Origin of the sequence: Vibrio navarrensis, assembly GCF_015767675.1 — a bacterium.
Classification (GTDB): Bacteria; Pseudomonadota; Gammaproteobacteria; order Enterobacterales; family Vibrionaceae; genus Vibrio.
Genome location: NZ_CP065217.1, coordinates 3,358,125 through 3,384,184, shown reverse-complemented (window position 1 = coordinate 3,384,184; position 26,060 = coordinate 3,358,125). Strand labels below are relative to the sequence as shown.

Sequence of the window (26,060 nt, the reverse complement as noted above, 5' to 3'; positions counted from 1 at the left end):
TTTTTGTTCTAATTAATGCATCTCTGTTGCGCTGCTTTGATTTGACAGCGATAGCGCTTTAGCGGCCTGTGACCAATGTTCCTCGTGTAATGTCGAAATTATCACGAACACATCTGATTGATTATGCTACCTTATGCGCATTGTTAGACGATAGGCATATTCAGCGTGACCATACACACTCTTCAAGAACGGCATCGGTTTTTAGAAATGCTTGCCTTGTGGCAAGGCTATGTTCGCAACAAAGATTTGGTCGATCAGTTTTCGATTACCCGCCAACAAGCCTATCAGGATATCCGAGCCTACCAAGAGCAACATCCTGAACGGTTAAAGAAAATGGTGTCTGGCCCTTATCAATTTAGCGCGCAATATCTCTTTGAAGCCCCCAAACACTCGCTTGAGCATTATTTGCAGTGGTTCAGTACGGGTCAGTTTTATGCGCCTCAGTCATCATTCAATGCCGCGCTGGGTGAGCACTGCTCCGTTCCACAGCGTTATGTCGCGCCGCAGGTGATTGCCGCGCTAACGGCAGCGATTCGTCAGCAAAAACGCCTTGAGCTTGGCTATGTGTCACTGTCCAATCCCGAATGGGAAGGGCGAATTTTCCACCCCCATACCTTGGTTAAAACGGGTTTGCGTTGGCATGTCCGAGGTTACTGTGAAAAATCGCAGGGCTATCGCGATTTGGTCTTAAGCCGCTGCCGCGGTGATGCTGAGTTACTCGATGCTTCACAGCGCACCAAAGAGGACGATCGGGTTTGGAATACGCAGGTGGATTTAATTTTCGCCCCTGATCCACGCTTAAATGACGAGCAAAAAGAAGTCATCGCCCACGATTACCAAATGGAAAACGGACAACTGCGCATAACCACGCGCGCAGCATTGGTCGATTACCTACTCAAAGAGATGCAAGTCAAAACCCACTATCTCGAAGGCACGCCAGAAGCCCAACAACTGATTTTGCTTAACCCACGCGACGTCAAACCTTGGTTATTTGAACGTTAAAACTCAGCCAAGCCACGCTTAGGTAAAGTTACTTTACCTGAATAAATGCGCAGGATTGAGCTTAGGAAACAGATGCATAAAGTAGATGCATAACCGACAAGCATGGAGCAAGTTATGGACGATCTCTCACCCTCCGATCTTAAAGTCATCCTGCACTCAAAGCGCGCCAATATGTATTACTTGGAATATTGCCGTGTGATGCAAAAAGATGGCCGCGTGCTCTACTTGACCGAAGCCGACAAAGAAAACCTTTACTTCAACATTCCGATTGCCAACACCACCGTACTCATGCTCGGCAACGGTACTTCAATTACTCAAGCCGCCATGCGCATGCTCTCACAGGCTGGCGTATTGGTCGGATTTTGTGGCGGCGGCGGTACGCCACTGCACATGGCTTGCGAGGTGGAATGGTTCACGCCGCAGAGCGAATATCGCCCAACAGAATACTTACAAGGCTGGCTCTCATTCTGGTTTGATGATGAAAAGCGCTTGGCCGCCGCCAAACAATTTCAAAACGCACGGATTGATTACTTGCAGCGCGTTTGGCGATCAGACCGAGAATTAACGCTTGAGAAATTTAATCTACAAGATGAAGTAATAAAGCAATCCCTTGATACCTTTCACCAACGTACTGAAGCCGCGAGTAAACCAGCCGATCTGCTCCTCACTGAAGCGCAGCTCACCAAAGCACTGTACAAGTATGCCGCCAATAACACAGGCAAAGAAGGCTTTACGCGCCAACATCAGCCAGACAAAAAATGCACCGACAAAGCCAACGATTTTCTCAATCACGGCAACTACTTAGCCTATGGGCTTGCGGCAAGCTGCTTGTGGGTGCTGGGCATTCCGCACGGCTTTGCCGTCATGCATGGCAAAACCCGCCGTGGTGCCTTGGTATTTGATGTCGCGGACTTAATCAAAGATGCCATTGTGCTGCCGTGGGCGTTTGTTTGCGCCAAAGAGAACGCCAGCGAACAAGAGTTTCGCCAACAAATTCTGCAAGCCTTCATCGAACACAAAGCGCTCGATTATATGTTCGACACAGTGAAACAGGTCGCACTGCAAGGCAAAGAGGAAGAAGAGCGGGAGGCACACCAATTATGATGGTCACCTTTGTTAGCCAATGCGAGAAAAACGCCCTCAAGAAAACCCGTCGTGTACTGGATGCTTTCGCCAACCGCATTGGCGATAACACCTGGCAAACCCTCATCACGGAAGAAGGGTTACTTACGGTGAAAAAAATGCTGCGCCAAACCGCCAGCCGCAGCACCGCTGTTAGTTGCCACTGGATCCGCTCCCGTTCGCGCAGCCAGTTTTTGTGGGTGGTGGGTAACAAAAAGAAATTTAATGCAGAGGGATACGTGCCAGTAAACAGTACAGAGAAAGACCTGTTGAACAGTGAATTTGAAAACGATTGGAAATATTTACCTCTGATTAAGGCGATCACTGGCATGGCCGCTTTGCTGCACGATTGGGGTAAAGCCTCTTTACTTTTTCAGGAAAAGTTAAACCCAGAAATTAAAACCAAGCATAAAGGTGACCCGCTACGCCATGAGTGGATATCTTGTTTGCTGTTTCAACAATGGATCTCTAATCAAAATCATGAACGTCTTGATGAGGTTTGGTTAAACGCACTCATTAATCAAGGCATTGATGAAACTTGCTTTAATACCAAAGTGTTACAAAAAGAGAGAGCCCTTGCCGAATTACCGACAGCGGCGGCTTTGATCGCTTGGCTGATCGTTTCTCATCACCGCCTGCCTCTACCCAAAGAGAAAGACTTGTGTGATAGACAACGAGAAGTTGATAACTCGTCTTTAGCGGATTTACTTGCCAGAATTACCCCAGCATGGGGTTATGAAAACCGCTTTGATGAGTACAACGCACTGCTGCCGAAATGTTTTGAATTTCCGTTAGGTCTGCTCTCTAATTCCTCGATTTGGCTTGCCGAACTTAAACGTCGTGCCAAGGATCTATTGCATCATCTGCCTTTACTCGATCAGGCAATCAATGATGGTAGTTGGCGAGGGATTCTACACCATGCTCGGTTGTGCCTGATGCTAGGTGACCACTATTACTCTTCACAGCCTAATGATCATCAATGGAAAACCTCGATAGAGCTGTACGCTAACACCGATCCCAGCACCAAAGCACGTAAACAAAAGCTGGATGAGCACTTAGTGAATGTTGCTAAAGTCGCGGTGAACACAGTGAAGTTACTGCCGTTTTTTGAAACCGAACCGCTCAAAGCTACCGAGCTTGGCGAGCTTGCACCTAAGGCCAACACGCCTAAAGCATTCCGTTGGCAAGACAAAGCGGTACGCAAAATCAATCAGTGGCGTGAACACACGGAAGATAAAAGCCAAGGCTATTTTGTGGTGAACATGGCCAGTACCGGCTGTGGCAAAACTATCGCTAACGCCAAAATTATGCAGGCGTTATCTGAAGAGGGTGAAAGCCTACGATTTATCTTGGCACTTGGTTTGCGCACACTCACTTTGCAAACTGGAGACGAATATAAAGAGCGACTCAAACTGCAGGATAGCGACTTGGCGGTGTTGATTGGTTCTAAAGCGATTGCGGAGTTACACAAATCGGGCAAGCAAGTTGAAAAAGACGATATTGAGTCTGAGCAAGCTGCGGATGGTTCTGAATCTTTGGAAAGTTTGCAAGATGAATTGGATGAAGTTCGCTGGCAGGGTGTTTTACCCGAAGAAGAACTGACCACCATTCTTTCAACTGATAAAGGAAAATGTCAGAAATACAGGGCTTTACTTTACGCTCCAGTGCTGGTGTGCACCATCGATCACATTATGGCCGCGACCGAAACCAAGCGTGGTGGGCGCTATATTCTGCCTTGTTTGCGTTTAATGTCTTCGGACTTAGTTATTGATGAAATTGACGACTTTACCGGTGATGATCTGATTGCGATTGGCCGATTAGTGCATCTGGCGGGCATGCTGGGGCGCAAAGTGATGATTTCCTCTGCCACCATACCGCCGGATTTAGCATTGGGTTTATACAATGCCTATCGTCAAGGATGGAAAGTCTTTGCTGCCAGCCGTGATCGAGTCAGCACTGTTAATTGTGTTTATGTCGATGAATTTAGCGCTGATGTTCAGATGGTGGGCAGCGATGATGCTGATTTAGCTACCTATGAGGCTTTCCAGCAACGCTTTGTGTCTAAACGCGTTGATAAACTAAAACAACAAATCTCAAGGCGAAAAGCAAATATCATTCCATGTATTAAACAGGGTGAGCAACCTCTTGAGAAACAGTACTTCGAGACAGTTAAGCAGGCTATTTTGGCTAAACACCAGCACCACAACACGTTAGAACCAGAAAGCCAAACCAGGGTGTCGTTTGGCGTGGTTCGGGTGGCCAATATTCAACCTTGCGTCGAGTTAACCCAATATTTACTCAGCTGTGATTGGCCTGCCGATACCGAAGTGCGTTGCATGGCTTATCACAGCCAGCAAGTGATGTTGCTGCGTCATGCGCAAGAAAAGCATTTGGATGAAGTTCTGAAACGCAAAGAGAAAGCGGGTGAACTGCCGAGTGCTTTTGCTCATCCAGTGATCCGCGAACACCTAGCGGCTTGCCAAGCAAAAAACCTGATTTTTATTCTGGTTGCAACCCCAGTTGAAGAAGTGGGACGCGATCATGACTTTGACTGGGCGGTGATTGAACCCTCATCTTTTCGTTCGATTATTCAAATGGCAGGTCGGGTACGCAGGCATCGCGATGGCGAGATTAAAGAGCCCAATATTGGCTTGTTGCAATACAACGTTAAAGGCTTTAAAGGGAAAGATGAACGAGTATTTAATCATCCCGGTTATGAAACAGACAGCGCCACCCAGCTCGCCACTCATGATTTATCTGAGCTGGTGGATGAAAAGTCGCTGCTGCAAGCGGTTAATGCCATTGTCCGTATTCAAAAGCGAGCAGTGCTAGAACCGCGCAACAACTTAGCGGATTTAGAGCACTTTGCCACCGCGAAAACCCTTGGCACTGAGCAAATTGGCAAACAACAGCAAGCCAATATCAGCCGTCAGGATAGATACAACCGTAACCGACGCACCAGTTCACCGCAGTCATGTTGGCATGAGCATCTGCATGGTCATATTCACGGCTATTGGTGGCTGACCGCACTGCCGCAATACTTCAAACGCTTTCGTAAAAGTGAACCCACAGTGCAAATCTACTTAGTCAAAAAAGCGCGCAGCATCGAGTTTTCTTTGCCTGACGAGGGGATGCCTTCAATCGATGAAGTGTTAAATATTAAACACCTGCCGCTTCCACCAACGCAGCAACAGAAGCTCTGGCTACAGCGTGATTACAGTGAGTTAGTCAGTTTATACAGCCCTAGCCCTGAGCAGGAGTTCGCCACTTCAGTGCGCTATGGCGAAATCAGTTTTATCTACCGTGAAGGTAATCAGCAATATAGCTACAACGACCAACTAGGGTTGGTTAAGGTTAAATAATGGAGGGAGTCGCGTGTTAGATCCAGCAATAGCCGCCTTTTTTGCTGAGCGTAAAGAAGCATGGCTAAAGAAAAACATCAGTGCAGCAATGTCTGATACAGAAGTATTGGAAAAACAACAGGAGTGTGAGCAAAACTTTCTATTAGACAATTGGTTGCCCGATGCAGCCAAAAGGGCGGGGCAAATTTCAGTAGCTTCACATCCTTGTACCTTTAGTCATCCGAGTGCGCGGAAAAACAAAAATGGCTACGTATCGTCCATTATTGCCAAGAACAAACCAAGAATAGATGGTTTTCTTCGCTCTGGTAATGTGAGCGTTGAGCCAGATGCACTCGGTAACGCAGCGGCATTAGATGTATACAAGTTTCTCAGCTTAGAGATGAGCGACCAACGTTCTTTGTTAGTGCATATTGAGCAAGAAAGTGAGTTAGCTCGTCAGTTGCTTGATATACCAAGCTGTGAATTTCAGACGCTACGTGATGGCTTTTTAAAAATGGTCGATAGCGATCAGGCGTCTGTTTCCAGCTCGAAGATTAAGCAAGTTTATTTCCCGATAGCCGATGGGGACTATCATTTATTGTCGTTATTAACCCATTCCGGCCATCTTTTTGAATTACGTAAACGTCTAGATGCACTTCGATTTGGTGATGCGGTAAAAGAGGCAAGAGAGTGCAAAAAAACGAATCACTTTCACCCTGCGGGTTACCAAGAGATCTTTGGTCTCACCACGATTGGGTTTGGCGGCACAAAACCGCAAAATATCAGCGTGCTCAATAACCAAAACGCAGGTAAAGCACATTTACTAGCCTCTATTCCACCGGAGTTAACACCTCGCGATATTCGTCTGCCGAGAACGGATTTTTTCAAAGAGAGTTTTACCGCTTGGCAAGCCAAAGAAGTGCTTGAAGCGCTGCATCGACTCTTTCTCACCGACTACAACAACATCAATCTCCGTGATGGGCGCGACTACCACATTCAGCAATACGTTGATTTGGTGATTGAAAAAATGTGGCAAGTGCGCCTGTTTCTTGAAGACTATTCCGGTGAATTATCAAGTGCGTTGCCTTTGGAGCAACAAATCTGGCTCTATCCAGAGTTTACTGAGCAGCGTCAGCACGAGGATGAGTGGCTCAATAAAATTACTCGCCACATTGCGCGAGGCTTAATCAACCATTACAGCCGCAGCAAAGTCATCGCCAGTCCCGTCACATTGGCAGACCAAGAGCTGCTGGCGATTGAAAAGGTGGTTGCCAGCAATAAGGAGAACTTGCGATGAATGTATTGATTCTTCCGCATCTAAAAATTCACAACGCCAATGCACTTTCAAGCCCGTTTACCATTGGCTTTCCTGCCATGACGTCATGGCTAGGCTTTGTGCATGCCTTAGAGCGCAAGCTCAGCCAAGCAGGGATATCCGATCTCATACTGCATAGTGCTGCTGTAGTGAGCCACCGTTGTAATGTACAGACTCATAAAGGCGAAGGTGACTTTGTTCATTCAATTATCGGCACTGGTAATCCACTTGATAAGGATGGTTCACGCTCGGCATTTATCGAGGAAGCACGCTGTCATTTAGATGTGTCCCTTGTCATTGAGTGGAGTGGCAATGAAGATCAAGTTCAGCAGCCAGACTTTACCGAGCAGTTGCAAGCAGTGATCGCGACGATGAAAGTCGCAGGAGGCGACGTTCTTGCCGTTGGGAAGCCCTCAGTTAAATCTGTGATCACTGAGGATGATACTGGCAGAGTTCTGCGCCAGTTAATGCCTGGTTATGTGCTGATCGAACGCCGCGATTTAATGATTGACGCCATGCAGCAAGGTGATGACGCAATAGATGCGCTGCTGGGTTACCTCACCGTACACCACCATTGTGAGCAGCTTGAAGACCAAAGTGTTATTTGGCATAGCCAGCGCAAGACGAGTGGCTGGATTGTGCCAATTGCCACTGGTTTCCAGGGCATTTCACCATTAGGTGAGGCAAAAAATCAGCGAGATCCATCAGTGCCGCATCGCTTTGCCGAAAGTGTGGTCACACTGGGTGAATTTGTCATGGCGCACAAAATTAAAAACTTCGATGACGCCCTTTGGCAATACCGCCCCGATTTAGAAAACGATCTTTACCTTTGTCAGCAAGTTAACGCTATCAACGAACATCAATAAGGAACAACCTCATGGCTAAAAATAACGACACCGCTTCAGTACTCGCATTTGAAAAAAAATTGGTGCCATCGGATGGCTACCTTTTGGGCTGTCAGTGGGAAACCAAAGAGCAAGCAACCCCATTAGCCCTACAAGAAAAATCGGTACGCGGCACGATTTCTAATCGCTTCAATAAGAAAAACGTAAGTGATTTCACAAAAGATCCGGCTAAACTGGATGCAAAAGTTGAAAGTCCAAATTTACAGCGAGTGGATGCCTGTGCGTTGGGGCAGGATCACGATACTTTGAAGCTACATTTCACACTCAAAGTATTAGGGGGGCTTGCCCAACCTTCGGCGTGTAACAATGCGCTGTTCAAACAAAGTTACAGTGCTGCGGTCGCGCAGTACATTGCCAAACATGGTTGTGTTGAATTGGCAAAACGCTATGCCACCAACCTTGCCAATGCCCGTTTTCTATGGCGTAACCGCGTTGGCGCAGAAGAGATTGAAGTGCAAGTCAGGGCATTAAACAAAGGGGCTGAGCAGGCGTGGACTTTTAATGCCAAACAATTCAGTACTCGACACTTTGATCATAACGATTCACAGATCAATAGTTTGGCCGACAGAATTGCTCAGGCACTGGCCAGCGAAACGGATCATTTGATGCTGCAAATTGACTGCTACGCGAAGGTGGGTAAAGCCCAAGAAGTTTACCCAAGTGAAGAGTTAGTGCTCGATAAGGGCAACAGCAAAACCAAGAAAAGTAAAATCCTGTATGCGGTTAATGAGCATGCTGCGATGCACTCACAAAAAATTGGTAACGCACTGCGTTCCATTGATACTTGGTACCCAGATTACGCATCTGAGGAGAAAAGTGCAGGAGCCATTGCGATTGAACCCTATGGCGCTGTCACCAATTTAGGAAAGGCGTTCCGCACCCCGAAAGATAAGCAAGATTTTTACACTTTCTTTGATAAATGGGCGCGTGGTGAAAGTTTGCCCCGTGAAGAAGATGAGCATTACGTCATGGCAGTATTGGTGCGTGGTGGTGTATTTGGCGAAAGTGACAAATAGGTGGCAGTGATGAACTACTACCAAGAGATCACTTTATTGCCAGATGCCGACATCGCCTTGGGCTTTCTTTGGCAAAACGTCTTTCAACAAGTGCACATTGCTTTGGTGGAGCACAAAGTGGGTAGCAATCAATCTCTGGTTGCGGTCGGTTTTCCTGATTATCGTCAAGCAAAGTTTCCGCTTGGCAGTAAGTTGCGTCTCTTTGCAAAAGAGCCAGCGACATTGGAAAAGTTGGATATCCCCCGCTGGCTAACTCGGTTAGAAGACTATGTGCACATCAAAGGGGTCAAACCCGTACCAAACGATGTGACTTACGTAAGCTTTGTACGCAAGCAGGTGAAATCGCCCGAACGAATAGAGCGGGATATGCAGCAAAAAGCCGCACTATGGGCAGCAAAATCTGGCAAACCGCTGGTGGAATGTCTAGCGGATTTGCAACAAAGCAAGCCGACAGCATTGTGCTCTTTGCCGTTTATTTACTTGCATAGCCAGCAAACCAAGCAGCGCTCACCAGAGAAAAACAGCAAGTTCCCGCTGTTTATTGAGATGCAGCCGCAAAGCACATCACAAGATGGGAGCTTCGATTGCTATGGTTTGAGCAGCAAAGTGCATGGGCAGTCAATATTGGCGACCGTACCGCACTTTTAAATTGAACGAAAAAGGGTAGTTTTTACCCTTTATTTTTGCTCTTTAAAAATGTGCTTTAAATACAAATAGTTGCAATAGGTGGGTTTTAACAAGGTAAAAAGATGATTTTTATCCTAACATTCTGTTGCAGCTTATTTTTATCGGTTTATTCTATTGTTCACTGCCGCACAGGCAGCTTAGAAATTCAGGAACAGATTCGACTGGTCTTGCCCGAGGTTCACTGCCGCACAGGCAGCTTAGAAATTGTTCTCCTAGCTTTCTCGAAATTCACCTCGGTTCACTGCCGCACAGGCAGCTTAGAAAAAATCACCGACTTTGGCAAAAAGAAAGCGCATGTTCACTGCCGCACAGGCAGCTTAGAAAAACAACAGAAACAGCCGTACCAACAATAGTTGGTTCACTGCCGCACAGGCAGCTTAGAAAAATCAATGACGGCGGTTCGGCCTTTGTCGTTCGTTCACTGCCGCACAGGCAGCTTAGAAAATCACCCAAACCATTCTCGGCACCGATGTGTATGTTCACTGCCGCACAGGCAGCTTAGAAATTGGCCAGCATCCGGCCCAAGCAATGACTCTTGTTCACTGCCGCACAGGCAGCTTAGAAATCGATGCTACTTACTCGATTCAGTTTCCTGACGTTCACTGCCGCACAGGCAGCTTAGAAAGAATGCGTAGTGCTGCGATTATCGCGTGTTGTGTTCACTGCCGCACAGGCAGCTTAGAAAGCAATCCATATGTATTGGAAAGACGTGTTAGTGTTCACTGCCGCACAGGCAGCTTAGAAAGTTTCCCTGTCGAATTCACTCTTTCACTTGAAGTTCACTGCCGCACAGGCAGCTTAGAAAAAGTACGCAGAAATGCAAGGTCTGTTGAAAATGTTCACTGCCGCACAGGCAGCTTAGAAAGATTGGCAGCTTTAGAATAACGTTTAACACTAGTTCACTGCCGCACAGGCAGCTTAGAAAAAATGAATCAAACTCCTGAGTTGATAGGTCGAGTTCACTGCCGCACAGGCAGCTTAGAAAAAGATTTTGCAAGGCCTCCAGCATGTCCGTGTGTTCACTGCCGCACAGGCAGCTTAGAAATCCATCATCTCCGCCACCTCCTCAAAGTGGCAGTTTACTGCCGCACAGGCAGCTTAGAAATGACAGCCCTGCTATTGACATAGAAAGTCCAGGTTCACTGCCGCACAGGCAGCTTAGAAAGATTTCAACGGCAAGATACATATAGCCCAGACGTTCACTGCCGCACAGGCAGCTTAGAAAACTTATCGGAAGTGATAAGGTCGGAACGATCAGTTCACTGCCGCACAGGCAGCTTAGAAAGAACAATCAAGAAATGCGCTGAGTGGGGAAACGTTCACTGCCGCACAGGCAGCTTAGAAAACCTGCGTCACTTGCTAAGGCGTTGAATAGTTGTTCACTGCCGCACAGGCAGCTTAGAAAGTAGAAATCGCCACGGTATGCCGTCGGCAGCTGTTCACTGCCGCACAGGCAGCTTAGAAAGTGGGCACTACATACTTTCAAGTCCCAGGCTAGTTCACTGCCGCACAGGCAGCTTAGAAAACTTATCGGAAGTGATAGGGTCGGAACGATCAGTTCACTGCCGCACAGGCAGCTTAGAAATTGTAACAGACCTTGGCCGTGTTGAGCTTTCAGTTCACTGCCGCACAGGCAGCTTAGAAATCCTTGCACCGGAAACGGCGTCACGTTCTCTGGTTCACTGCCGCACAGGCAGCTTAGAAATTTACGTGGGTTCTGTGTACGTGAGTGCTGGAGTTCACTGCCGCACAGGCAGCTTAGAAAAGTTATGGAGCGGCTGCGCATATACGAATTGATGTTCACTGCCGCACAGGCAGCTTAGAAATATGTGCCCGACGAAGCCGACCCGACCCGACGGTTCACTGCCGCACAGGCAGCTTAGAAATTCATCAGCATGGTTTTCTGTTGAGGGGGTTAGTTCACTGCCGCACAGGCAGCTTAGAAAGTTGAGACCAACCAGATCACGATTTGCTCGTTTGTTCACTGCCGCACAGGCAGCTTAGAAAAACTGCTTAACGACTTATTTCGTGTTCTTACCGTTCACTGCCGCACAGGCAGCTTAGAAATTTGCGCACGTCAGGCCAAGGCTAAACACTAAGTTCACTGCCGCACAGGCAGCTTAGAAATCGCGTTCCTTGTTCTCCTAGCTCTCTCAAAAGTTCACTGCCGCACAGGCAGCTTAGAAAATCTCTTCAACGCGCCAGCCCACAATCGATTTGTTCACTGCCGCACAGGCAGCTTAGAAATAATTGGAGCAGTGCGTCGTAAACAGAGATTTGTTCACTGCCGCACAGGCAGCTTAGAAACGATCCGCGGTGGCAACTGGAACAACGCGTCCGTTCACTGCCGCACAGGCAGCTTAGAAATGACAAAGATGTACTTGCCCAAGTCATCCAAGGTTCACTGCCGCACAGGCAGCTTAGAAATTCGGCAATATCGACGCCAATTGCATACTCTTGTTCACTGCCGCACAGGCAGCTTAGAAATTCCGCATTCTTCTGCGTTAATTTTAACGCTTGTTCACTGCCGCACAGGCAGCTTAGAAAATTGAAGCGATTAACGCCCCCGAAGAATTCGAGTTCACTGCCGCACAGGCAGCTTAGAAATTCACGAAATTTCTTTCGCGCAATCGCTGAGTGTTCACTGCCGCACAGGCAGCTTAGAAACAACGTCTCCGGCGATACGCGACTCACGACGTGTTCACTGCCGCACAGGCAGCTTAGAAATAATCAATGGTGTTGTGATGTATACGGCCTCTGTTCACTGCCGCACAGGCAGCTTAGAAAATCTTTGAGCGCAGACAAGGTGATGCCCATCTGTTCACTGCCGCACAGGCAGCTTAGAAATTGTGTTGCTTGGCTTACTACGCATGACGGAAGTTCACTGCCGCACAGGCAGCTTAGAAATTGGATACCAAGCAAAGACAAGAACGCGCGCTGTTCACTGCCGCACAGGCAGCTTAGAAATTATAGCCCCATTTCACTTCAAACCAAGTAACGTTCACTGCCGCACAGGCAGCTTAGAAAAGTTGTTGAATCTAATCTCTCTTTGCCTTGATGTTCACTGCCGCACAGGCAGCTTAGAAAAGCATGGGACAACTGAAATACTTTCACAGCCAGTTCACTGCCGCACAGGCAGCTTAGAAAAATCTAATGATTTCTGTACAGGTTTCATCACTGTTCACTGCCGCACAGGCAGCTTAGAAAGTACACAGCAGCACCAAGGATGGCAGCAATGGGTTCACTGCCGCACAGGCAGCTTGAAAAACAAAAACGCCACGAGCAAAGCTGGTGGCGTTGACATCAATTCTAATCTAATCATAGCAATCGAGCATTTTAGATGCCCCCGTACCCCAAGCCGTACCTAGAGCAATTTTTGCTACAATCAAAACCCCTTAAAGCCCTTATTTAATGCGCTCTAGCATCACGCCCGCTTCCATATGGTGGGTGTAAGGGAACTGGTCAAACAGGGCGAAACGAGTAATGGTGTGGGTTTCGCTCAGGATTTCGAGGTTCTCGAGCAGGGTCTCTGGGTTGCACGAAATGTACAAAATGCGCTCATAGCCTTGCACCATTTTACAGGTGTCGATGTCCATACCTGCGCGCGGTGGATCGACAAAAATGGTGTCGCAGTTATAGCTATTAAGATCGATGCCATGGTCTTTCAGGCGGCGAAACTCGCGTTTGCCTTCCATCGCTTCGGTAAACTCTTCCGCTGACATACGGATGATCTGCACGTTCTCAATTTTGTTGGCGGCAATGTTGTATTGCGCCGATTCGACCGACGGTTTTGCCAGCTCTGTGGCCAGTACGCGTTCAAAGTTTTGCGCCAGCGCAAGCGAGAAGTTACCGTTGCCGCAGTAAAGCTCCAGCAAATCGCCTTGGCTCTCTTGGGTACAGTCGACCGCCCATGCCAGCATTTTTTCCGCGACTTTGCCGTTTGGCTGCGTGAAACTGTTTTCCACTTGTTGGTAGAGGTAAGGCTTGCCGTTCACATCCAGCTTTTCCACTACGTAATCGCGGTCCAGCACAATCTTCATTTTACGCGCACGGCCAATCAGATTGAGGTTAAACCCTTCGTCGTTTAGGCGTTGTTTCAGCGTTTTGGCGTTTTCGATCCAAGCTTCATCCAATTGACGATGGTAAAGCAGAGAAACCAGAATCTCGCCGCTCAATGTGGAAAGAAAATCGACTTGGAACAGTTTACGGCGCAGCGATTCATTGCCTTGCATGGCTTCGATAAGCAGGGGCATCAAGTCGTTGATCAGGCGACTGGCGGCAGGGAACTGGTCCACACGGTATTTTTCGCGTGTCTCTTGATTGAACATGATGTAATACATCTCGTCCCCTTCGTGCCACACACGAAACTCTGCGCGCATGCGGTAATGCTGCTCAGGGGACTCAAACACTTCCAGCTCTGGAGCTTGGTAAGGTGCGAACATGTCGGTTAAACGTTGCACTTTTTCTGCCAACTGAGCTTGGTAGCGCTGTGGGTTTACATCAAGAGTCGCCATGAATAGTTACCTTTTGGGTGCGTAAAAATAAAGAGCGCAGATTTTATTCAATCCCCGAGCATTGTCCAGTGCCAAGGGGAAATTGATAACTACGGCTGTGTAAAAATAGAGCTTAGACGATTTCTAACTGGACAAATAATCAATCACTTAATAGTATGCGCTTCAAGCTGGTGCTGTCTGGAAGTATAGATGGCTGAAAAGGGAATCCGGTGTGAATCCGGAACTGACGCGCAGCGGTAATAGAGAACGAAAGCTTAATAAGACACTGCACTAGGAATCGTGTGGGAAGTCGAGTGAGTAGGTTAACAGCTCTTGAGTCCGAATACCTGCCAGCAGCTAGGCCTTGTATGTAGAGGCTTGGTGGGATTTACGCGATTTAGGATTACAACATGAAAAAGTCTCTTCTGGCGATCTCAGTAGCATCGCTGCTTACCCCTATCTCTTATTCATATGCTCAAGAAGTGCAAACTAATGACACTATTGTGGTGACGGCGAGCCGTTTTGCCCAGCCAGAATCGTCAGTGTTAGCCTCGATGAGTGTGATCACTAAGGCGGAGATTGAAAAACTGAACGTTACGTCCGCTTTGGATGTGTTGAAAACACTCCCTGGGGTAGAGGTCAATAGCCAAGGTGGTAAAGGGCAAATCAGCAGCCTTTTTTTACGCGGTACCTCATCAAAACACACCTTGGTACTCGTGGATGGTGTCAAAATTAACTCAGCAACAGCGGGTGGTGCATCATTAGGATTAATTCCTGCCTTTGCTATTGAGCAAATTGAAGTGGTGCGTGGCCCTCGAGCCGCCATTTATGGGTCAGATGCCATTGGCGGGGTGATCCACATCCGAACTATCCCATCGGAGCGTGACACCAAGCACGATGCCAATCTGGGTTACGGAAACGATGACCATACGTCATTGGCATGGCGTTCAGCGGGGCAGCTCAATGATTCAACTCAGGCGTCTTTTGTCTTTTCAGATGAAAAAAGCGATGGCTATCGAGTGAATGAGGTTGCTCCAAACAGCGACAGCCATGGCTTTGAGTCGCAAACGTTGTTTGGTTCGCTTCGTCATGAATTCAATGAGGTTTGGTTTGCCCAGTTTAATGGCTATCAACAGAACTCAGACGTTGAATACGCCAACCAGTTTTCAGGTGCAAAGAGTGAGAGCAACACCGATTTTTATAGTGTTGCCGGTTCACTGAACTTCCAGAAACAGCACTTCGCATCTCAGTTGATGGTCTCGCGCAGCGATAACGAAGCATGGGATGGCTCTGCGAGCGGTGCGGTTGCCAAGACGGCATTGTTCTCAAGCCGAAATTCCGCTTCTTGGCTGAACCAATGGGCCGTGAGACCGGCGCTTAATCTAGCGGCAGGTATCGATTATGACCAAGAGCACGCTCGACAAGGCGGTGCCAATAGCAGCAATTACAGTAAGACTGAAAAAGACAACAAAGCCGCGTTCGTTACGGCTCAGTTTGCCAACAGCCTCGTCACGGCAGAAGCGAGTGTTCGCCATGATGACGACAGTGCTTTTGGCCACCATACCACATGGAATATAGGCCTGGGGGTTGCGCCCACTGACAACCTTGAATTTGTGGCTTCGACAGGAACAGGTTTTAAAGCGCCAACGTTTAACGATCTTTACTGGCCTGGTAGCGGCAATCCAAACTTAAAGCCAGAAACGTCTAAGTCATCCGAGGTTGGCGTTCGCGGCACGTTCTCTTTCGTTCAGATTGATGTCTCTGCGTACCGTAACGAGATAGAAGACATGATCGACTGGGCACCGACAGGCCCAGGTGGCGCTTGGACCCCTTCCAATATTGATAATGCGAAAATTGAAGGCATTGAAATTGAAGCCTTGTTCGAGACGGGTGTGATTGAGCATCGTGTTTCTGCAGAATGGAAAGATCCGCGTGACAAATCAGACGATAGTCTTTTGATCCGCAGAGCGCGTGAAAACTTCAGTTGGGTATCGACCTATTCTGCGGATCGCTTCGACCTTTCTGCCGTTGCGAACTATGTGGGCGAGCGCAAAGACAGCACGGGTAAAACCATGGAGGCCTATACGCTGCTCGACATTAGCGCCAACTACAAGGTAACAGATGCACTCAGCTTGGGAGCGAGAGTGGCGAACCTGTTTGATAAAGAGTACCAAACCGCACACAGCTCAAGTGGTAAATACTACTTAGGTGAAGGCCGAAACTGGTTTGCCACGGTCAATTACCGTTTCTAATATTCAAGCCGCCTTCGGGCGGTTTTATTTTTTTGAGAATCAAGCATGAAGAAAAAACGCGTTGTGGTTAGCTGGTCTTCCGGTAAGGATTCGACCTTAACCTTATTAAGGCTGCTTGAGGATCCCGATTATAAAGTGGTCGCACTTTATACGACGTACGTTGGCAGCGAAGTCCCTTTTCAGGCAACGCCGCTAGAGGTTGTCGAAAAGCAAGCGGAGCTGATGGGGCTTCCTTTGATCAAAATCGCCCTGCCCGACGTGTTTCCTCCCAATCCAATCTATCAAAGCGCTATCGTCTCTGGGCTTAAAGCCTCAGGGATAGCAATCGATGCAGTGGCGTTTGGTGATATGTTCTGCAACGGTATTGCTGAATATCGACGCAGCTACATTGAGCCTGCTGGCTGGCAATGTCTCTTTCCTTTGATGGGAGAATCGAGCCGAATGCTGGCTAACGAAATTCTCAGCCGAGGGATTAAAACTATCCTTGTCACGACGGATGGAGAATCCCTTTCATCACAGTGGTGTGGGCGCTTGTATAGCCAGTCACTACTGACTGAGCTTCCTGCACACATCGATCCGTGCGGCGAGAATGGTGAGTTTCATACCTTAGTGGTCAACGCGCCTTGTTTTCGAGAAGAAATCTTAGTCACTCTGCTCGATAAAGAGAGCGATGGCCGCTTCACCTATCAAAGATATCGGATGCGCTAATTGCCAAATCATGGCGAGAGAGTATGATCTGAGCGTTTTTAATCAGCGGAATGGTCGAGTGAAGCGTTTTAGTCAGCCCAATGTACTCATCTTTGACTCGGGAGTCGGAGGTCTATCGGTCTTTCAGGAAATAAAAAACCTACTACCGACGCTGAACTACTACTACGTTTTTGACAACGAAGCTTATCCCTATGGTGAGCTGTCGCAAGAGACGCTGATTGCTAGGGTCAATGCGCTCGTGGTCAAAATGACGCAGCAGTTTGCGATTGATCTCGTGGTCATTGCTTGTAATACCGCGAGTACCATCGTTCTGCCCAGTCTAAGATCTGCGCTAGCCGTACCTGTGGTTGGCGTTGTGCCTGCCATTAAGCCTGCGTCGTTGCTCGCAAGCCGTGCGGTCGGACTTATCGCAACGCCCGCGACAGTGACTCGGCAATATACTCATGATTTGATCCGTGATTTTGTCAAAGAAAAAGAGGTGGAACTGCTTGGGTCGACGCGGTTGGTTGATATCGCCGAAGAGAAACTGCGAGGTCGAGCGATCGATTTGCAAGAACTGTCCGACATCTTGCAACCGATGCGCAATAAAGTCGACGTCGCCGTCTTAGGCTGTACACATTTCCCACTGATAAAAGAAGAGATCCAGCAGGTGCTCGGAGAAGAAATCGCGCTGGTGGATTCAGGTCAGGCGATTGCAAGAAGAGTACAAGCTCTGCTACCCGCTCTGGAAGCATGGCAAAACAACCAAACGTGGCGCATTTTCAGTACAGCGCAGCCCTGGGAAGAGCAAGCGCTGAACCGTTCGGTAATGGATATGGGATTTAATCCGATAGAGATGTATCCGCTTCCTGAGATTTCGGATCGTTAGCGATACGCACTTTCAGAGTTCTTTGGATGTATTCCTTCTCATTTAAAGCATCTACAGCGTGTTGCGCGTCGGTGCTCGCCATAACAACAAAACCAAACCCTCGTCGTTTACCCGTCCGTTTATCTTTCATCAGACGCACAGCATACACTTCACCGTGCTGAGCGAAGAGTTGACGAATATCGGTTTCGTTCGACTTATAAGGTAGATTTCCTACATAAAGGGTTTTGGTCGCAATTGCGGGATCATCATTACTTGGTGTTGGTGTGTCGTTAAGAAAAGTGAAAATAAAAAACGTGCAGACGACACCAAGAACAAAACTAATCGCAGGAGAAACTTCGACCTGCGTAAGAATGAGCCCACCCACTATGGCTAAAACTGCGCTCAGAATGGCTTTTTTATACGTCATATCTATTTACTACATAATGGAGAGAGAAAAGAGTTGTGCCTATTAACAAAATAGACGCAGAGATCTTACGTTTATGCTTGGTGTTTTTCCAACCAATTGCTGTGATGGGTTTCAAATGTGCTGAAAAAACCGACAAAAAACACCATTTTGCTGAATGTTTGAGCGTTTAAATCGAAAAATAGAAAAAAGTATTGCGCCCGAGAAACTTCTCCCTATAATGCCGCTTCATCGACACGGAGTGCGACGCAAGTCACAGCCGAGTTAGTGAAGAGAGAAAAAAGAAAAACTTCTTGACTCTCAAGTGTTACGGTGTAAGATATGCACCCCTGACGATGAGACGGATTGTTCCAAAAATCGTTAGAAAAGCTCTTTAACAATATAAACCTATCAATCTGTGTGGGCACTCGTTGATGATAATCCAAAAGATTTATCAATGAACTGAGTGACCAATTTGATACTTCGGTATCGAGCACAGTCAATTCAAGTTTTCTAGGAACTAGCTTCTAGGGACTAGAAACTTATCAGTATTCATTGAGCCGAAGCGCAAGCTTCAAAAAACTTTTAATTGAAGAGTTTGATCATGGCTCAGATTGAACGCTGGCGGCAGGCCTAACACATGCAAGTCGAGCGGCAGCACAGAGGAACTTGTTCCTTGGGTGGCGAGCGGCGGACGGGTGAGTAATGCCTGGGAAATTGCCCTGATGTGGGGGATAACCATTGGAAACGATGGCTAATACCGCATGATGCCCTTGTTTATAATGAATAGGGGCCAAAGAGGGGGACCTTCGGGCCTCTCGCGTCAGGATATGCCCAGGTGGGGATTAGCTAGTTGGTGAGGTAAGGGCTCACCAAGGCGACGATCCCTAGCTGGTCTGAGAGGATGATCAGCCACACTGGAACTGAGACACGGTCCAGACTCCTACGGGAGGCAGCAGTGGGGAATATTGCACAATGGGCGCAAGCCTGATGCAGCCATGCCGCGTGTGTGAAGAAGGCCTTCGGGTTGTAAAGCACTTTCAGTAGGGAGGAAGGTGGTAGTGTTAATAGCACTGTCATTTGACGTTACCTACAGAAGAAGCACCGGCTAACTCCGTGCCAGCAGCCGCGGTAATACGGAGGGTGCGAGCGTTAATCGGAATTACTGGGCGTAAAGCGCATGCAGGTGGTTTGTTAAGTCAGATGTGAAAGCCCCGGCTCAACCTGGGAATTGCATTTGAAACTGGCAAACTAGAGTACTGTAGAGGGGGTAGAATTTCAGGTGTAGCGGTGAAATGCGTAGAGATCTGAAGGAATACCGGTGGCGAAGGCGGCCCCTGGACAGATACTGACACTCAGATGCGAAAGCGTGGGGAGCAAACAGGATTAGATACCCTGGTAGTCCACGCCGTAAACGATGTCTACTTGGAGGTTGTGGCCTTGAGCCGTGGCTTTCGGAGCTAACGCGTTAAGTAGACCGCCTGGGGAGTACGGTCGCAAGATTAAAACTCAAATGAATTGACGGGGCCCGCACAAGCGGTGGAGCATGTGGTTTAATTCGATGCAACGCGAAGAACCTTACCTACTCTTGACATCTACAGAATCCTGCGGAGACGCGGGAGTGCCTTCGGGAACTGTAAGACAGGTGCTGCATGGCTGTCGTCAGCTCGTGTTGTGAAATGTTGGGTTAAGTCCCGCAACGAGCGCAACCCTTATCCTTGTTTGCCAGCACGTAATGGTGGGAACTCCAGGGAGACTGCCGGTGATAAACCGGAGGAAGGTGGGGACGACGTCAAGTCATCATGGCCCTTACGAGTAGGGCTACACACGTGCTACAATGGCGCATACAGAGGGCGGCCAACTTGCGAAAGTGAGCGAATCCCAAAAAGTGCGTCGTAGTCCGGATTGAGTCTGCAACTCGACTCCATGAAGTCGGAATCGCTAGTAATCGTGGATCAGAATGCCACGGTGAATACGTTCCTGGCCTTGTACACACCGCCCGTCACACCATGGGAGTGGGCTGCACCAGAAGTAGATAGCTTAACCTTTCGGGAGGGCGTTTACCACGGTGTGGTTCATGACTGGGGTGAAGTCGTAACAAGGTAGCGCTAGGGGAACCTGGCGCTGGATCACCTCCTTATACGATACGGATAGTTTGCTTCTGCTTTTTAAAGCGGAAACAAATAAGTCGCGATGAGTGTCCACACAGATTGATATGGTTTAGACAGTTTAGAGTATCTTAGTGTCCCGTTCGTCTAGAGGCCTAGGACACCGCCCTTTCACGGCGGTAACAGGGGTTCGACTCCCCTACGGGATACCACGGGTCGTTAGCTCAGTCGGTAGAGCAGTTGACTTTTAATCAATTGGTCGCAGGTTCGAATCCTGCACGACCCACCATTTCCTTCCACAGGGAATTCTGTTTTGATTCTGCTTTTTCAAAAGCGGAGACAAACAAACTGTGGGCGATTAGCTCAGTTGGGAGAGCACCTGCCTTACAAGCAGGGGGTCACTGGTTCGAACCCGGTATCGCCCACCACTCTTTAAATGTTTTTGTGTCACCAAATGAAGCCTCCTCTTAATGTGGATGGTGGTTTTTTCGACGATGAAAGTCTTTAAAAAGTGGATTCCTCATCGGGAAATAACACTGCTCTTTAACAATTTGGAAAGCTGACAAAGTAATTTATCTTTATTGATAGATTGCTTGTAAAGTTCTCAATGTTTGTCTTTATGACAAACACCAACAAACACATTCAAGTGTTCTTGGGAACGTCACTTTGAGTGACGATTCAAAATTGAGTCCGGCAAATCAATGCTATCTCGCTCATTCAAATAATGAGATAGCGAACCTTGGTTGTTTAACGCAAAGACCCTTTCGGGTTGTATGGTTAAGTGACTAAGCGTACACGGTGGATGCCTTGGCAGTCAGAGGCGATGAAGGACGTAGTAACTTGCGATAAGCGGTGATGAGGCAGTAACAGCCACTTGAGTCACCGATTTCCGAATGGGGGAAACCCACTGGCATAAGCCAGTATCGCTGCATGAATACATAGTGCAGCGAAGCGAACCGGAGAACTGAAACATCTAAGTACCCCGAGGAAAAGAAATCAACCGAGATTCCGAAAGTAGCGGCGAGCGAAATTGATTAGCCCTTAAGCTTTACATGCGTTAGACGAATGGTCTGGAAAGGCCAACGATACCGGGTGATAGTCCCGTAGTCATAGGCGCATGTTCAGTGAAATCGAGTAGGGCGGGACACGTGTTATCCTGTCTGAATATGGGGGACCATCCTCCAAGGCTAAATACTCCTGACTGACCGATAGTGAACCAGTACCGTGAGGGAAAGGCGAAAAGAACCCCTGTGAGGGGAGTGAAATAGAACCTGAAACCGTGTACGTACAAGCAGTAGGAGCACCTTCGTGGTGTGACTGCGTACCTTTGTATAATGGGTCAGCGACTTAATGTTAGTAGCAAGGTTAACCGCATAGGGGAGCCGTAGGGAAACCGAGTCTTAACTGGGCGTATAGTTGCTAGCATTAGACCCGAAACCGAGTGATCTAGCCATGGGCAGGTTGAAGGTTGAGTAACATCAACTGGAGGACCGAACCGACTAATGTTGAAAAATTAGCGGATGACTTGTGGCTAGGGGTGAAAGGCCAATCAAACTCGGAGATAGCTGGTTCTCCCCGAAAGCTATTTAGGTAGCGCCTCGGACGAATACTACTGGGGTAGAGCACTGTTAAGGCTAGGGGGTCATCCCGACTTACCAACCCTTTGCAAACTCCGAATACCAGTAAGTACTATCCGGGAGACACACGGCGGGTGCTAACGTCCGTCGTGGAGAGGGAAACAACCCAGACCGCCAGCTAAGGTCCCAAATTACAGCTAAGTGGGAAACGATGTGGGAAGGCTTAGACAGCTAGGATGTTGGCTTAGAAGCAGCCATCATTTAAAGAAAGCGTAATAGCTCACTAGTCGAGTCGGCCTGCGCGGAAGATGTAACGGGGCTAAGCTGTAAACCGAAGCTGCGGCAATGTGCTTTAGCACATTGGGTAGGGGAGCGTTCTGTAAGCCGTTGAAGGTGTGTTGTAAAGCATGCTGGAGGTATCAGAAGTGCGAATGCTGACATGAGTAACGACAAGGGGGTGAAAAACCTCCCGCCGGAAAGACCAAGGGTTCCTGTCCAACGTTAATCGGGGCAGGGTAAGTCGACCCCTAAGGCGAGGCCGAAAGGCGTAGTCGATGGGAAACGGGTTAATATTCCCGTACTGCTTATAATTGCGATGGGGGACGGAGAAGGCTAGGTGGGCCAGGCGACGGTTGTCCTGGTTCAAGTGCGTAGGCTGAGTGTTTAGGTAAATCCGGATACTCTTAAGGCTGAGACACGACGTCGAGCTGCTACGGCAGTGAAGTCATTGATGCCCTGCTTCCAGGAAAAGCCTCTAAGCTTCAGATTATAAGCAATCGTACCCCAAACCGACACAGGTGGTCGGGTAGAGAATACCAAGGCGCTTGAGAGAACTCGGGTGAAGGAACTAGGCAAAATGGTACCGTAACTTCGGGAGAAGGTACGCTCTTGATGGTGAAGTCCCTCGCGGATGGAGCTGACGAGAGTCGCAGATACCAGGTGGCTGCAACTGTTTATTAAAAACACAGCACTGTGCAAAATCGCAAGATGACGTATACGGTGTGACGCCTGCCCGGTGCCGAAGGTTAATTGATGGGGTTAGACTTCGGTCGAAGCTCTTGATCGAAGCCCTGGTAAACGGCGGCCGTAACTATAACGGTCCTAAGGTAGCGAAATTCCTTGTCGGGTAAGTTCCGACCTGCACGAATGGCGTAATGATGGCCACGCTGTCTCCACCCGAGACTCAGTGAAATTGAAATCGCTGTGAAGATGCAGTGTACCCGCGGCTAGACGGAAAGACCCCGTGAACCTTTACTACAGCTTGGCACTGAACATTGACCCTACATGTGTAGGATAGGTGGGAGGCTTTGAAAACGTGACGCCAGTTGCGTTGGAGCCGTCCTTGAAATACCACCCTTGTATGTTTGATGTTCTAACGTTGGCCCCTTATCGGGGTCGCGGACAGTGCCTGGTGGGTAGTTTGACTGGGGCGGTCTCCTCCCAAAGAGTAACGGAGGAGCACGAAGGTGGGCTAATCACGGTTGGACATCGTGAGGTTAGTGCAATGGCATAAGCCCGCTTAACTGCGAGAATGACGGTTCGAGCAGGTGCGAAAGCAGGTCATAGTGATCCGTGGTTCTGAATGGAAGGGCCATCGCTCAACGGATAAAAGGTACTCCGGGGATAACAGGCTGATACCGCCCAAGAGTTCATATCGACGGCGGTGTTTGGCACCTCGATGTCGGCTCATCACATCCTGGGGCTGAAGTCGGTCCCAAGGGTATGGCTGTTCGCCATTTAAAGTGGTACGCGAGCTGGGTTTAGAACGTCGTGAGACAGTTCGGTCCCTATCTGCCGTGGGCGTTGGAAGATTGAAGGGGGCTGCTCCTAGTACGAGAGGACCGGAGTGGACGAACCTCTGGTGTTCGGGTTGTGTCGCCAGACGCATTGCCCGGTAGCTAAGTTCGGAATCGATAACCGCTGAAAGCATCTAAGCGGGAAGCGAGCCCTGAGATGAGTCTTCCCTGATACTTTAAGTATCCTAAAGGGTTGTTCGAGACTAGAACGTTGATAGGCAGGGTGTGTAAGCGCTGTGAGGCGTTGAGCTAACCTGTACTAATTGCCCGTGAGGCTTAACCATACAACACCCAAAGGGTTTTGGTGGACTCGATACAAGAACGAATTGAATGTGTTGAAAAAAACTTAAACAGCTTTCCGAATTATTCTCTAGAAATAGAGAGAAAGAATTTGCTTGGCGACCATAGCGTTTTGGACCCACCTGACTCCATCCCGAACTCAGAAGTGAAACGAAACAGCGTCGATGGTAGTGTGGGGTCTCCCCATGTGAGAGTAGAACATCGCCAGGCTTTGAATTCGACTTGTCTTTAATTAGACGAGTCACCATAAAGTTTTAAGCAAAAAGCTTAGAGTTTTATGTTGACTTACAGAGTCAATAGCGTATCATACGCGTCCTGCCTAAGTGCTAAGGTGCTGAAAGCAAAGCTCTTTAACAATATAAACCTATCAATCTGTGTGGGCACTCGTTGATGATAATCCAAAAGATTTATCAATGAACTGAGTGACCAATTTGATACTTCGGTATCGAGCACAGTCAATTCAAGTTTTCTAGGAACTAGCTTCTAGGGACTAGAAACTTATCAGTATTCATTGAGCCGAAGCGCAAGCTTCAAAAAACTTTTAATTGAAGAGTTTGATCATGGCTCAGATTGAACGCTGGCGGCAGGCCTAACACATGCAAGTCGAGCGGCAGCACAGAGAAACTTGTTTCTCGGGTGGCGAGCGGCGGACGGGTGAGTAATGCCTGGGAAATTGCCCTGATGTGGGGGATAACCATTGGAAACGATGGCTAATACCGCATGATGCCCTTGTTTATAATGAACAGGGGCCAAAGAGGGGGACCTTCGGGCCTCTCGCGTCAGGATATGCCCAGGTGGGATTAGCTAGTTGGTGAGGTAAGGGCTCACCAAGGCGACGATCCCTAGCTGGTCTGAGAGGATGATCAGCCACACTGGAACTGAGACACGGTCCAGACTCCTACGGGAGGCAGCAGTGGGGAATATTGCACAATGGGCGCAAGCCTGATGCAGCCATGCCGCGTGTGAAGAAGGCCTTCGGGTTGTAAAGCACTTTCAGTAGGGAGGAAGGTGGTAGTGTTAATAGCACTGTCATTTGACGTTACCTACAGAAGAAGCACCGGCTAACTCCGTGCCAGCAGCCGCGGTAATACGGAGGGTGCGAGCGTTAATCGGAATTACTGGGCGTAAAGCGCATGCAGGTGGTTTGTTAAGTCAGATGTGAAAGCCCGGGCTCAACCTGGGAATTGCATTTGAAACTGGCAAACTAGAGTACTGTAGAGGGGGTAGAATTTCAGGTGTAGCGGTGAAATGCGTAGAGATCTGAAGGAATACCGGTGGCGAAGGCGGCCCCTGGACAGATACTGACACTCAGATGCGAAAGCGTGGGGAGCAAACAGGATTAGATACCCTGGTAGTCCACGCCGTAAACGATGTCTACTTGGAGGTTGTGGCCTTGAGCCGTGGCTTTCGGAGCTAACGCGTTAAGTAGACCGCCTGGGGAGTACGGTCGCAAGATTAAAACTCAAATGAATTGACGGGGGCCCGCACAAGCGGTGGAGCATGTGGTTTAATTCGATGCAACGCGAAGAACCTTACCTACTCTTGACATCTACAGAATCCTGCGGAGACGCGGGAGTGCCTTCGGGAACTGTAAGACAGGTGCTGCATGGCTGTCGTCAGCTCGTGTTGTGAAATGTTGGGTTAAGTCCCGCAACGAGCGCAACCCTTATCCTTGTTTGCCAGCACGTAATGGTGGGAACTCCAGGGAGACTGCCGGTGATAAACCGGAGGAAAGGTGGGGACGACGTCAAGTCATCATGGCCCTTACGAGTAGGGCTACACACGTGCTACAATGGCGCATACAGAGGGCGGCCAACTTGCGAAAGTGAGCGAATCCCAAAAAGTGCGTCGTAGTCCGGATTGGAGTCTGCAACTCGACTCCATGAAGTCGGAATCGCTAGTAATCGTGGATCAGAATGCCACGGTGAATACGTTCCCGGCCTTGTACACACCGCCCGTCACACCATGGGAGTGGGCTGCACCAGAAGTAGATAGCTTAACCTTTCGGGGAGGGCGTTTACCACGGTGTGGTTCATGACTGGGGTGAAGTCGTAACAAGGTAGCGCTAGGGGAACCTGGCGCTGGATCACCTCCTTATACGATACGGATAGTTTGCTTCTGCTTTTAAAGCGGAAACAAATAAGTCGCGATGAGTGTCCACACAGATTGATATGGTTTAGACAGTTTA

The 26,060-nt window shown here is 48.6% G+C and carries 12 protein-coding genes, 3 tRNA genes, 4 rRNA genes, 1 CRISPR repeat array and 1 riboswitch; of the genes, 17 read left to right on the top strand and 2 right to left on the bottom strand.

Annotated elements, in window-relative coordinates; genetic code table 11:
• The first annotated feature begins 207 nt into the window (after window positions 1–207).
• The 7 genes from I3X05_RS16025 (at window position 208) to cas6f (ending at window position 9,349) form a co-directional block, all read left to right on the top strand.
• Window positions 208–1,002, top strand: coding sequence for a WYL domain-containing protein (locus I3X05_RS16025; RefSeq protein ID WP_193277923.1), 795 nt, complete (start codon window positions 208–210; stop codon window positions 1,000–1,002).
• Window positions 1,003–1,116: 114 nt separating this feature from the next.
• On the top strand, window positions 1,117–2,106 hold the full coding sequence (cas1f, locus tag I3X05_RS16020; RefSeq protein ID WP_193277922.1) for a type I-F CRISPR-associated endonuclease Cas1f: 990 nt from the start codon (window positions 1,117–1,119) through the stop codon (window positions 2,104–2,106).
• Window positions 2,103–5,486 carry a type I-F CRISPR-associated helicase Cas3f gene (gene cas3f / locus I3X05_RS16015; RefSeq protein ID WP_193277921.1) on the top strand — a complete coding sequence of 1,128 codons (3,384 nt, stop codon included), beginning with the start codon at window positions 2,103–2,105 and terminating at the stop codon, window positions 5,484–5,486. The genes cas1f and cas3f overlap by 4 nt, the downstream gene beginning before the upstream one ends.
• A 13-nt stretch (window positions 5,487–5,499) precedes the next feature.
• On the top strand, window positions 5,500–6,762 hold the full coding sequence (gene csy1 / locus I3X05_RS16010; protein WP_193277920.1) for a type I-F CRISPR-associated protein Csy1: 1,263 nt from the start codon (window positions 5,500–5,502) through the stop codon (window positions 6,760–6,762).
• Entirely contained in the window at window positions 6,759–7,646 is an 888-nt protein-coding gene (csy2, locus tag I3X05_RS16005) for a type I-F CRISPR-associated protein Csy2 (RefSeq protein ID WP_193158000.1), read from the top strand. Before csy1 ends, csy2 begins: the two co-directional genes overlap by 4 nt.
• A gap of 11 nt (window positions 7,647–7,657) precedes the next feature.
• Window positions 7,658–8,701 carry a type I-F CRISPR-associated protein Csy3 gene (gene csy3, locus I3X05_RS16000; protein WP_337970856.1) on the top strand — a complete coding sequence of 348 codons (1,044 nt, stop codon included), beginning with the start codon at window positions 7,658–7,660 and terminating at the stop codon, window positions 8,699–8,701.
• Between the two features lie 9 nt (window positions 8,702–8,710).
• Window positions 8,711–9,349: a type I-F CRISPR-associated endoribonuclease Cas6/Csy4 gene (cas6f, locus tag I3X05_RS15995; RefSeq protein ID WP_337970855.1), complete on the top strand. Its 639-nt coding sequence runs from the start codon at window positions 8,711–8,713 to the stop codon at window positions 9,347–9,349.
• 155 nt (window positions 9,350–9,504) lie between these two features.
• Window positions 9,505–12,655: direct repeats of the CRISPR family, unit length 28 nt; unit sequence GTTCACTGCCGCACAGGCAGCTTAGAAA.
• A gap of 137 nt (window positions 12,656–12,792) precedes the next feature.
• On the opposite strand, the gene trmA is transcribed toward cas6f, so the two are convergent.
• The gene (gene trmA, locus I3X05_RS15990; protein WP_193167941.1) at window positions 12,793–13,902 is read right to left on the bottom strand and encodes a tRNA (uridine(54)-C5)-methyltransferase TrmA; all 1,110 of its coding nucleotides are present in this window, start codon (window positions 13,900–13,902) and stop codon (window positions 12,793–12,795) included.
• 151 nt (window positions 13,903–14,053) lie between these two features.
• Window positions 14,054–14,250, top strand: a riboswitch (cobalamin riboswitch).
• 41 nt (window positions 14,251–14,291) lie between these two features.
• On the opposite strand from trmA, the gene I3X05_RS15985 reads away from it, so the two are divergent.
• The 3 genes from I3X05_RS15985 to murI are packed head-to-tail and all read left to right on the top strand — an operon-like array spanning window position 14,292 to window position 17,709.
• The gene (locus I3X05_RS15985) at window positions 14,292–16,133 is read left to right on the top strand and encodes a TonB-dependent receptor domain-containing protein (RefSeq protein ID WP_193167940.1); all 1,842 of its coding nucleotides are present in this window, start codon (window positions 14,292–14,294) and stop codon (window positions 16,131–16,133) included.
• A 45-nt stretch (window positions 16,134–16,178) separates the two neighbouring features.
• Window positions 16,179–16,841: an ATPase gene (locus I3X05_RS15980; protein WP_045571801.1), complete on the top strand. Its 663-nt coding sequence runs from the start codon at window positions 16,179–16,181 to the stop codon at window positions 16,839–16,841.
• A 10-nt stretch (window positions 16,842–16,851) separates the two neighbouring features.
• Window positions 16,852–17,709: a glutamate racemase gene (gene murI, locus I3X05_RS15975; RefSeq protein WP_045571803.1), complete on the top strand. Its 858-nt coding sequence runs from the start codon at window positions 16,852–16,854 to the stop codon at window positions 17,707–17,709.
• Here murI and I3X05_RS15970 read toward each other — a convergent pair.
• The gene (locus tag I3X05_RS15970) at window positions 17,663–18,115 is read right to left on the bottom strand and encodes an RNA recognition motif domain-containing protein (protein ID WP_045571802.1); all 453 of its coding nucleotides are present in this window, start codon (window positions 18,113–18,115) and stop codon (window positions 17,663–17,665) included. The genes murI and I3X05_RS15970 overlap by 47 nt on opposite strands.
• Before the next feature lie 562 nt (window positions 18,116–18,677).
• Between I3X05_RS15970 and I3X05_RS15965 the strand changes: the two genes are divergently transcribed.
• The 7 genes from I3X05_RS15965 (at window position 18,678) to I3X05_RS15935 (ending at window position 25,969) form a co-directional block, all read left to right on the top strand.
• Window positions 18,678–20,231: ribosomal RNA gene (locus I3X05_RS15965) — 16S ribosomal RNA — on the top strand.
• A gap of 104 nt (window positions 20,232–20,335) precedes the next feature.
• Window positions 20,336–20,411, top strand: a tRNA-Glu gene (locus I3X05_RS15960).
• Window position 20,412: 1 nt separating this feature from the next.
• Window positions 20,413–20,488, top strand: a tRNA-Lys gene (locus I3X05_RS15955).
• 63 nt (window positions 20,489–20,551) lie between these two features.
• Window positions 20,552–20,627: transfer RNA gene (locus I3X05_RS15950), tRNA-Val, on the top strand.
• Window positions 20,628–20,974: 347 nt separating this feature from the next.
• Window positions 20,975–23,856 (top strand): 23S ribosomal RNA (locus I3X05_RS15945).
• A 110-nt stretch (window positions 23,857–23,966) separates the two neighbouring features.
• Window positions 23,967–24,082 (top strand): 5S ribosomal RNA (gene rrf / locus I3X05_RS15940).
• A 332-nt stretch (window positions 24,083–24,414) separates the two neighbouring features.
• A 16S ribosomal RNA gene (locus tag I3X05_RS15935) occupies window positions 24,415–25,969 on the top strand.
• Together the 16S, 23S and 5S rRNA genes with 3 tRNA genes alongside form the textbook arrangement of a ribosomal RNA operon.
• Window positions 25,970–26,060 lie beyond the last annotated feature (91 nt).

Excerpts from the sequence above, each read along its gene's own strand:
- I3X05_RS16025 (WP_193277923.1), top strand. The coding sequence starts at position 208 with ATGCTTGCCTTGTGGCAAGGCTATGTTCGCAACAAAGATTTGGTCGAT.
- cas1f (WP_193277922.1), top strand. The coding sequence starts at position 1,117 with ATGGACGATCTCTCACCCTCCGATCTTAAAGTCATCCTGCACTCAAAG.
- cas3f (WP_193277921.1), top strand. The coding sequence starts at position 2,103 with ATGATGGTCACCTTTGTTAGCCAATGCGAGAAAAACGCCCTCAAGAAA.
- csy2 (WP_193158000.1), top strand. The coding sequence starts at position 6,759 with ATGAATGTATTGATTCTTCCGCATCTAAAAATTCACAACGCCAATGCA.
- csy3 (WP_337970856.1), top strand. The coding sequence starts at position 7,658 with ATGGCTAAAAATAACGACACCGCTTCAGTACTCGCATTTGAAAAAAAA.
- cas6f (WP_337970855.1), top strand. The coding sequence starts at position 8,711 with ATGAACTACTACCAAGAGATCACTTTATTGCCAGATGCCGACATCGCC.
- trmA (WP_193167941.1), bottom strand. The coding sequence starts at position 13,902 with ATGGCGACTCTTGATGTAAACCCACAGCGCTACCAAGCTCAGTTGGCA.
- I3X05_RS15985 (WP_193167940.1), top strand. The coding sequence starts at position 14,292 with ATGAAAAAGTCTCTTCTGGCGATCTCAGTAGCATCGCTGCTTACCCCT.
- I3X05_RS15980 (WP_045571801.1), top strand. The coding sequence starts at position 16,179 with ATGAAGAAAAAACGCGTTGTGGTTAGCTGGTCTTCCGGTAAGGATTCG.
- murI (WP_045571803.1), top strand. The coding sequence starts at position 16,852 with ATGGCGAGAGAGTATGATCTGAGCGTTTTTAATCAGCGGAATGGTCGA.
- I3X05_RS15970 (WP_045571802.1), bottom strand. The coding sequence starts at position 18,115 with ATGACGTATAAAAAAGCCATTCTGAGCGCAGTTTTAGCCATAGTGGGT.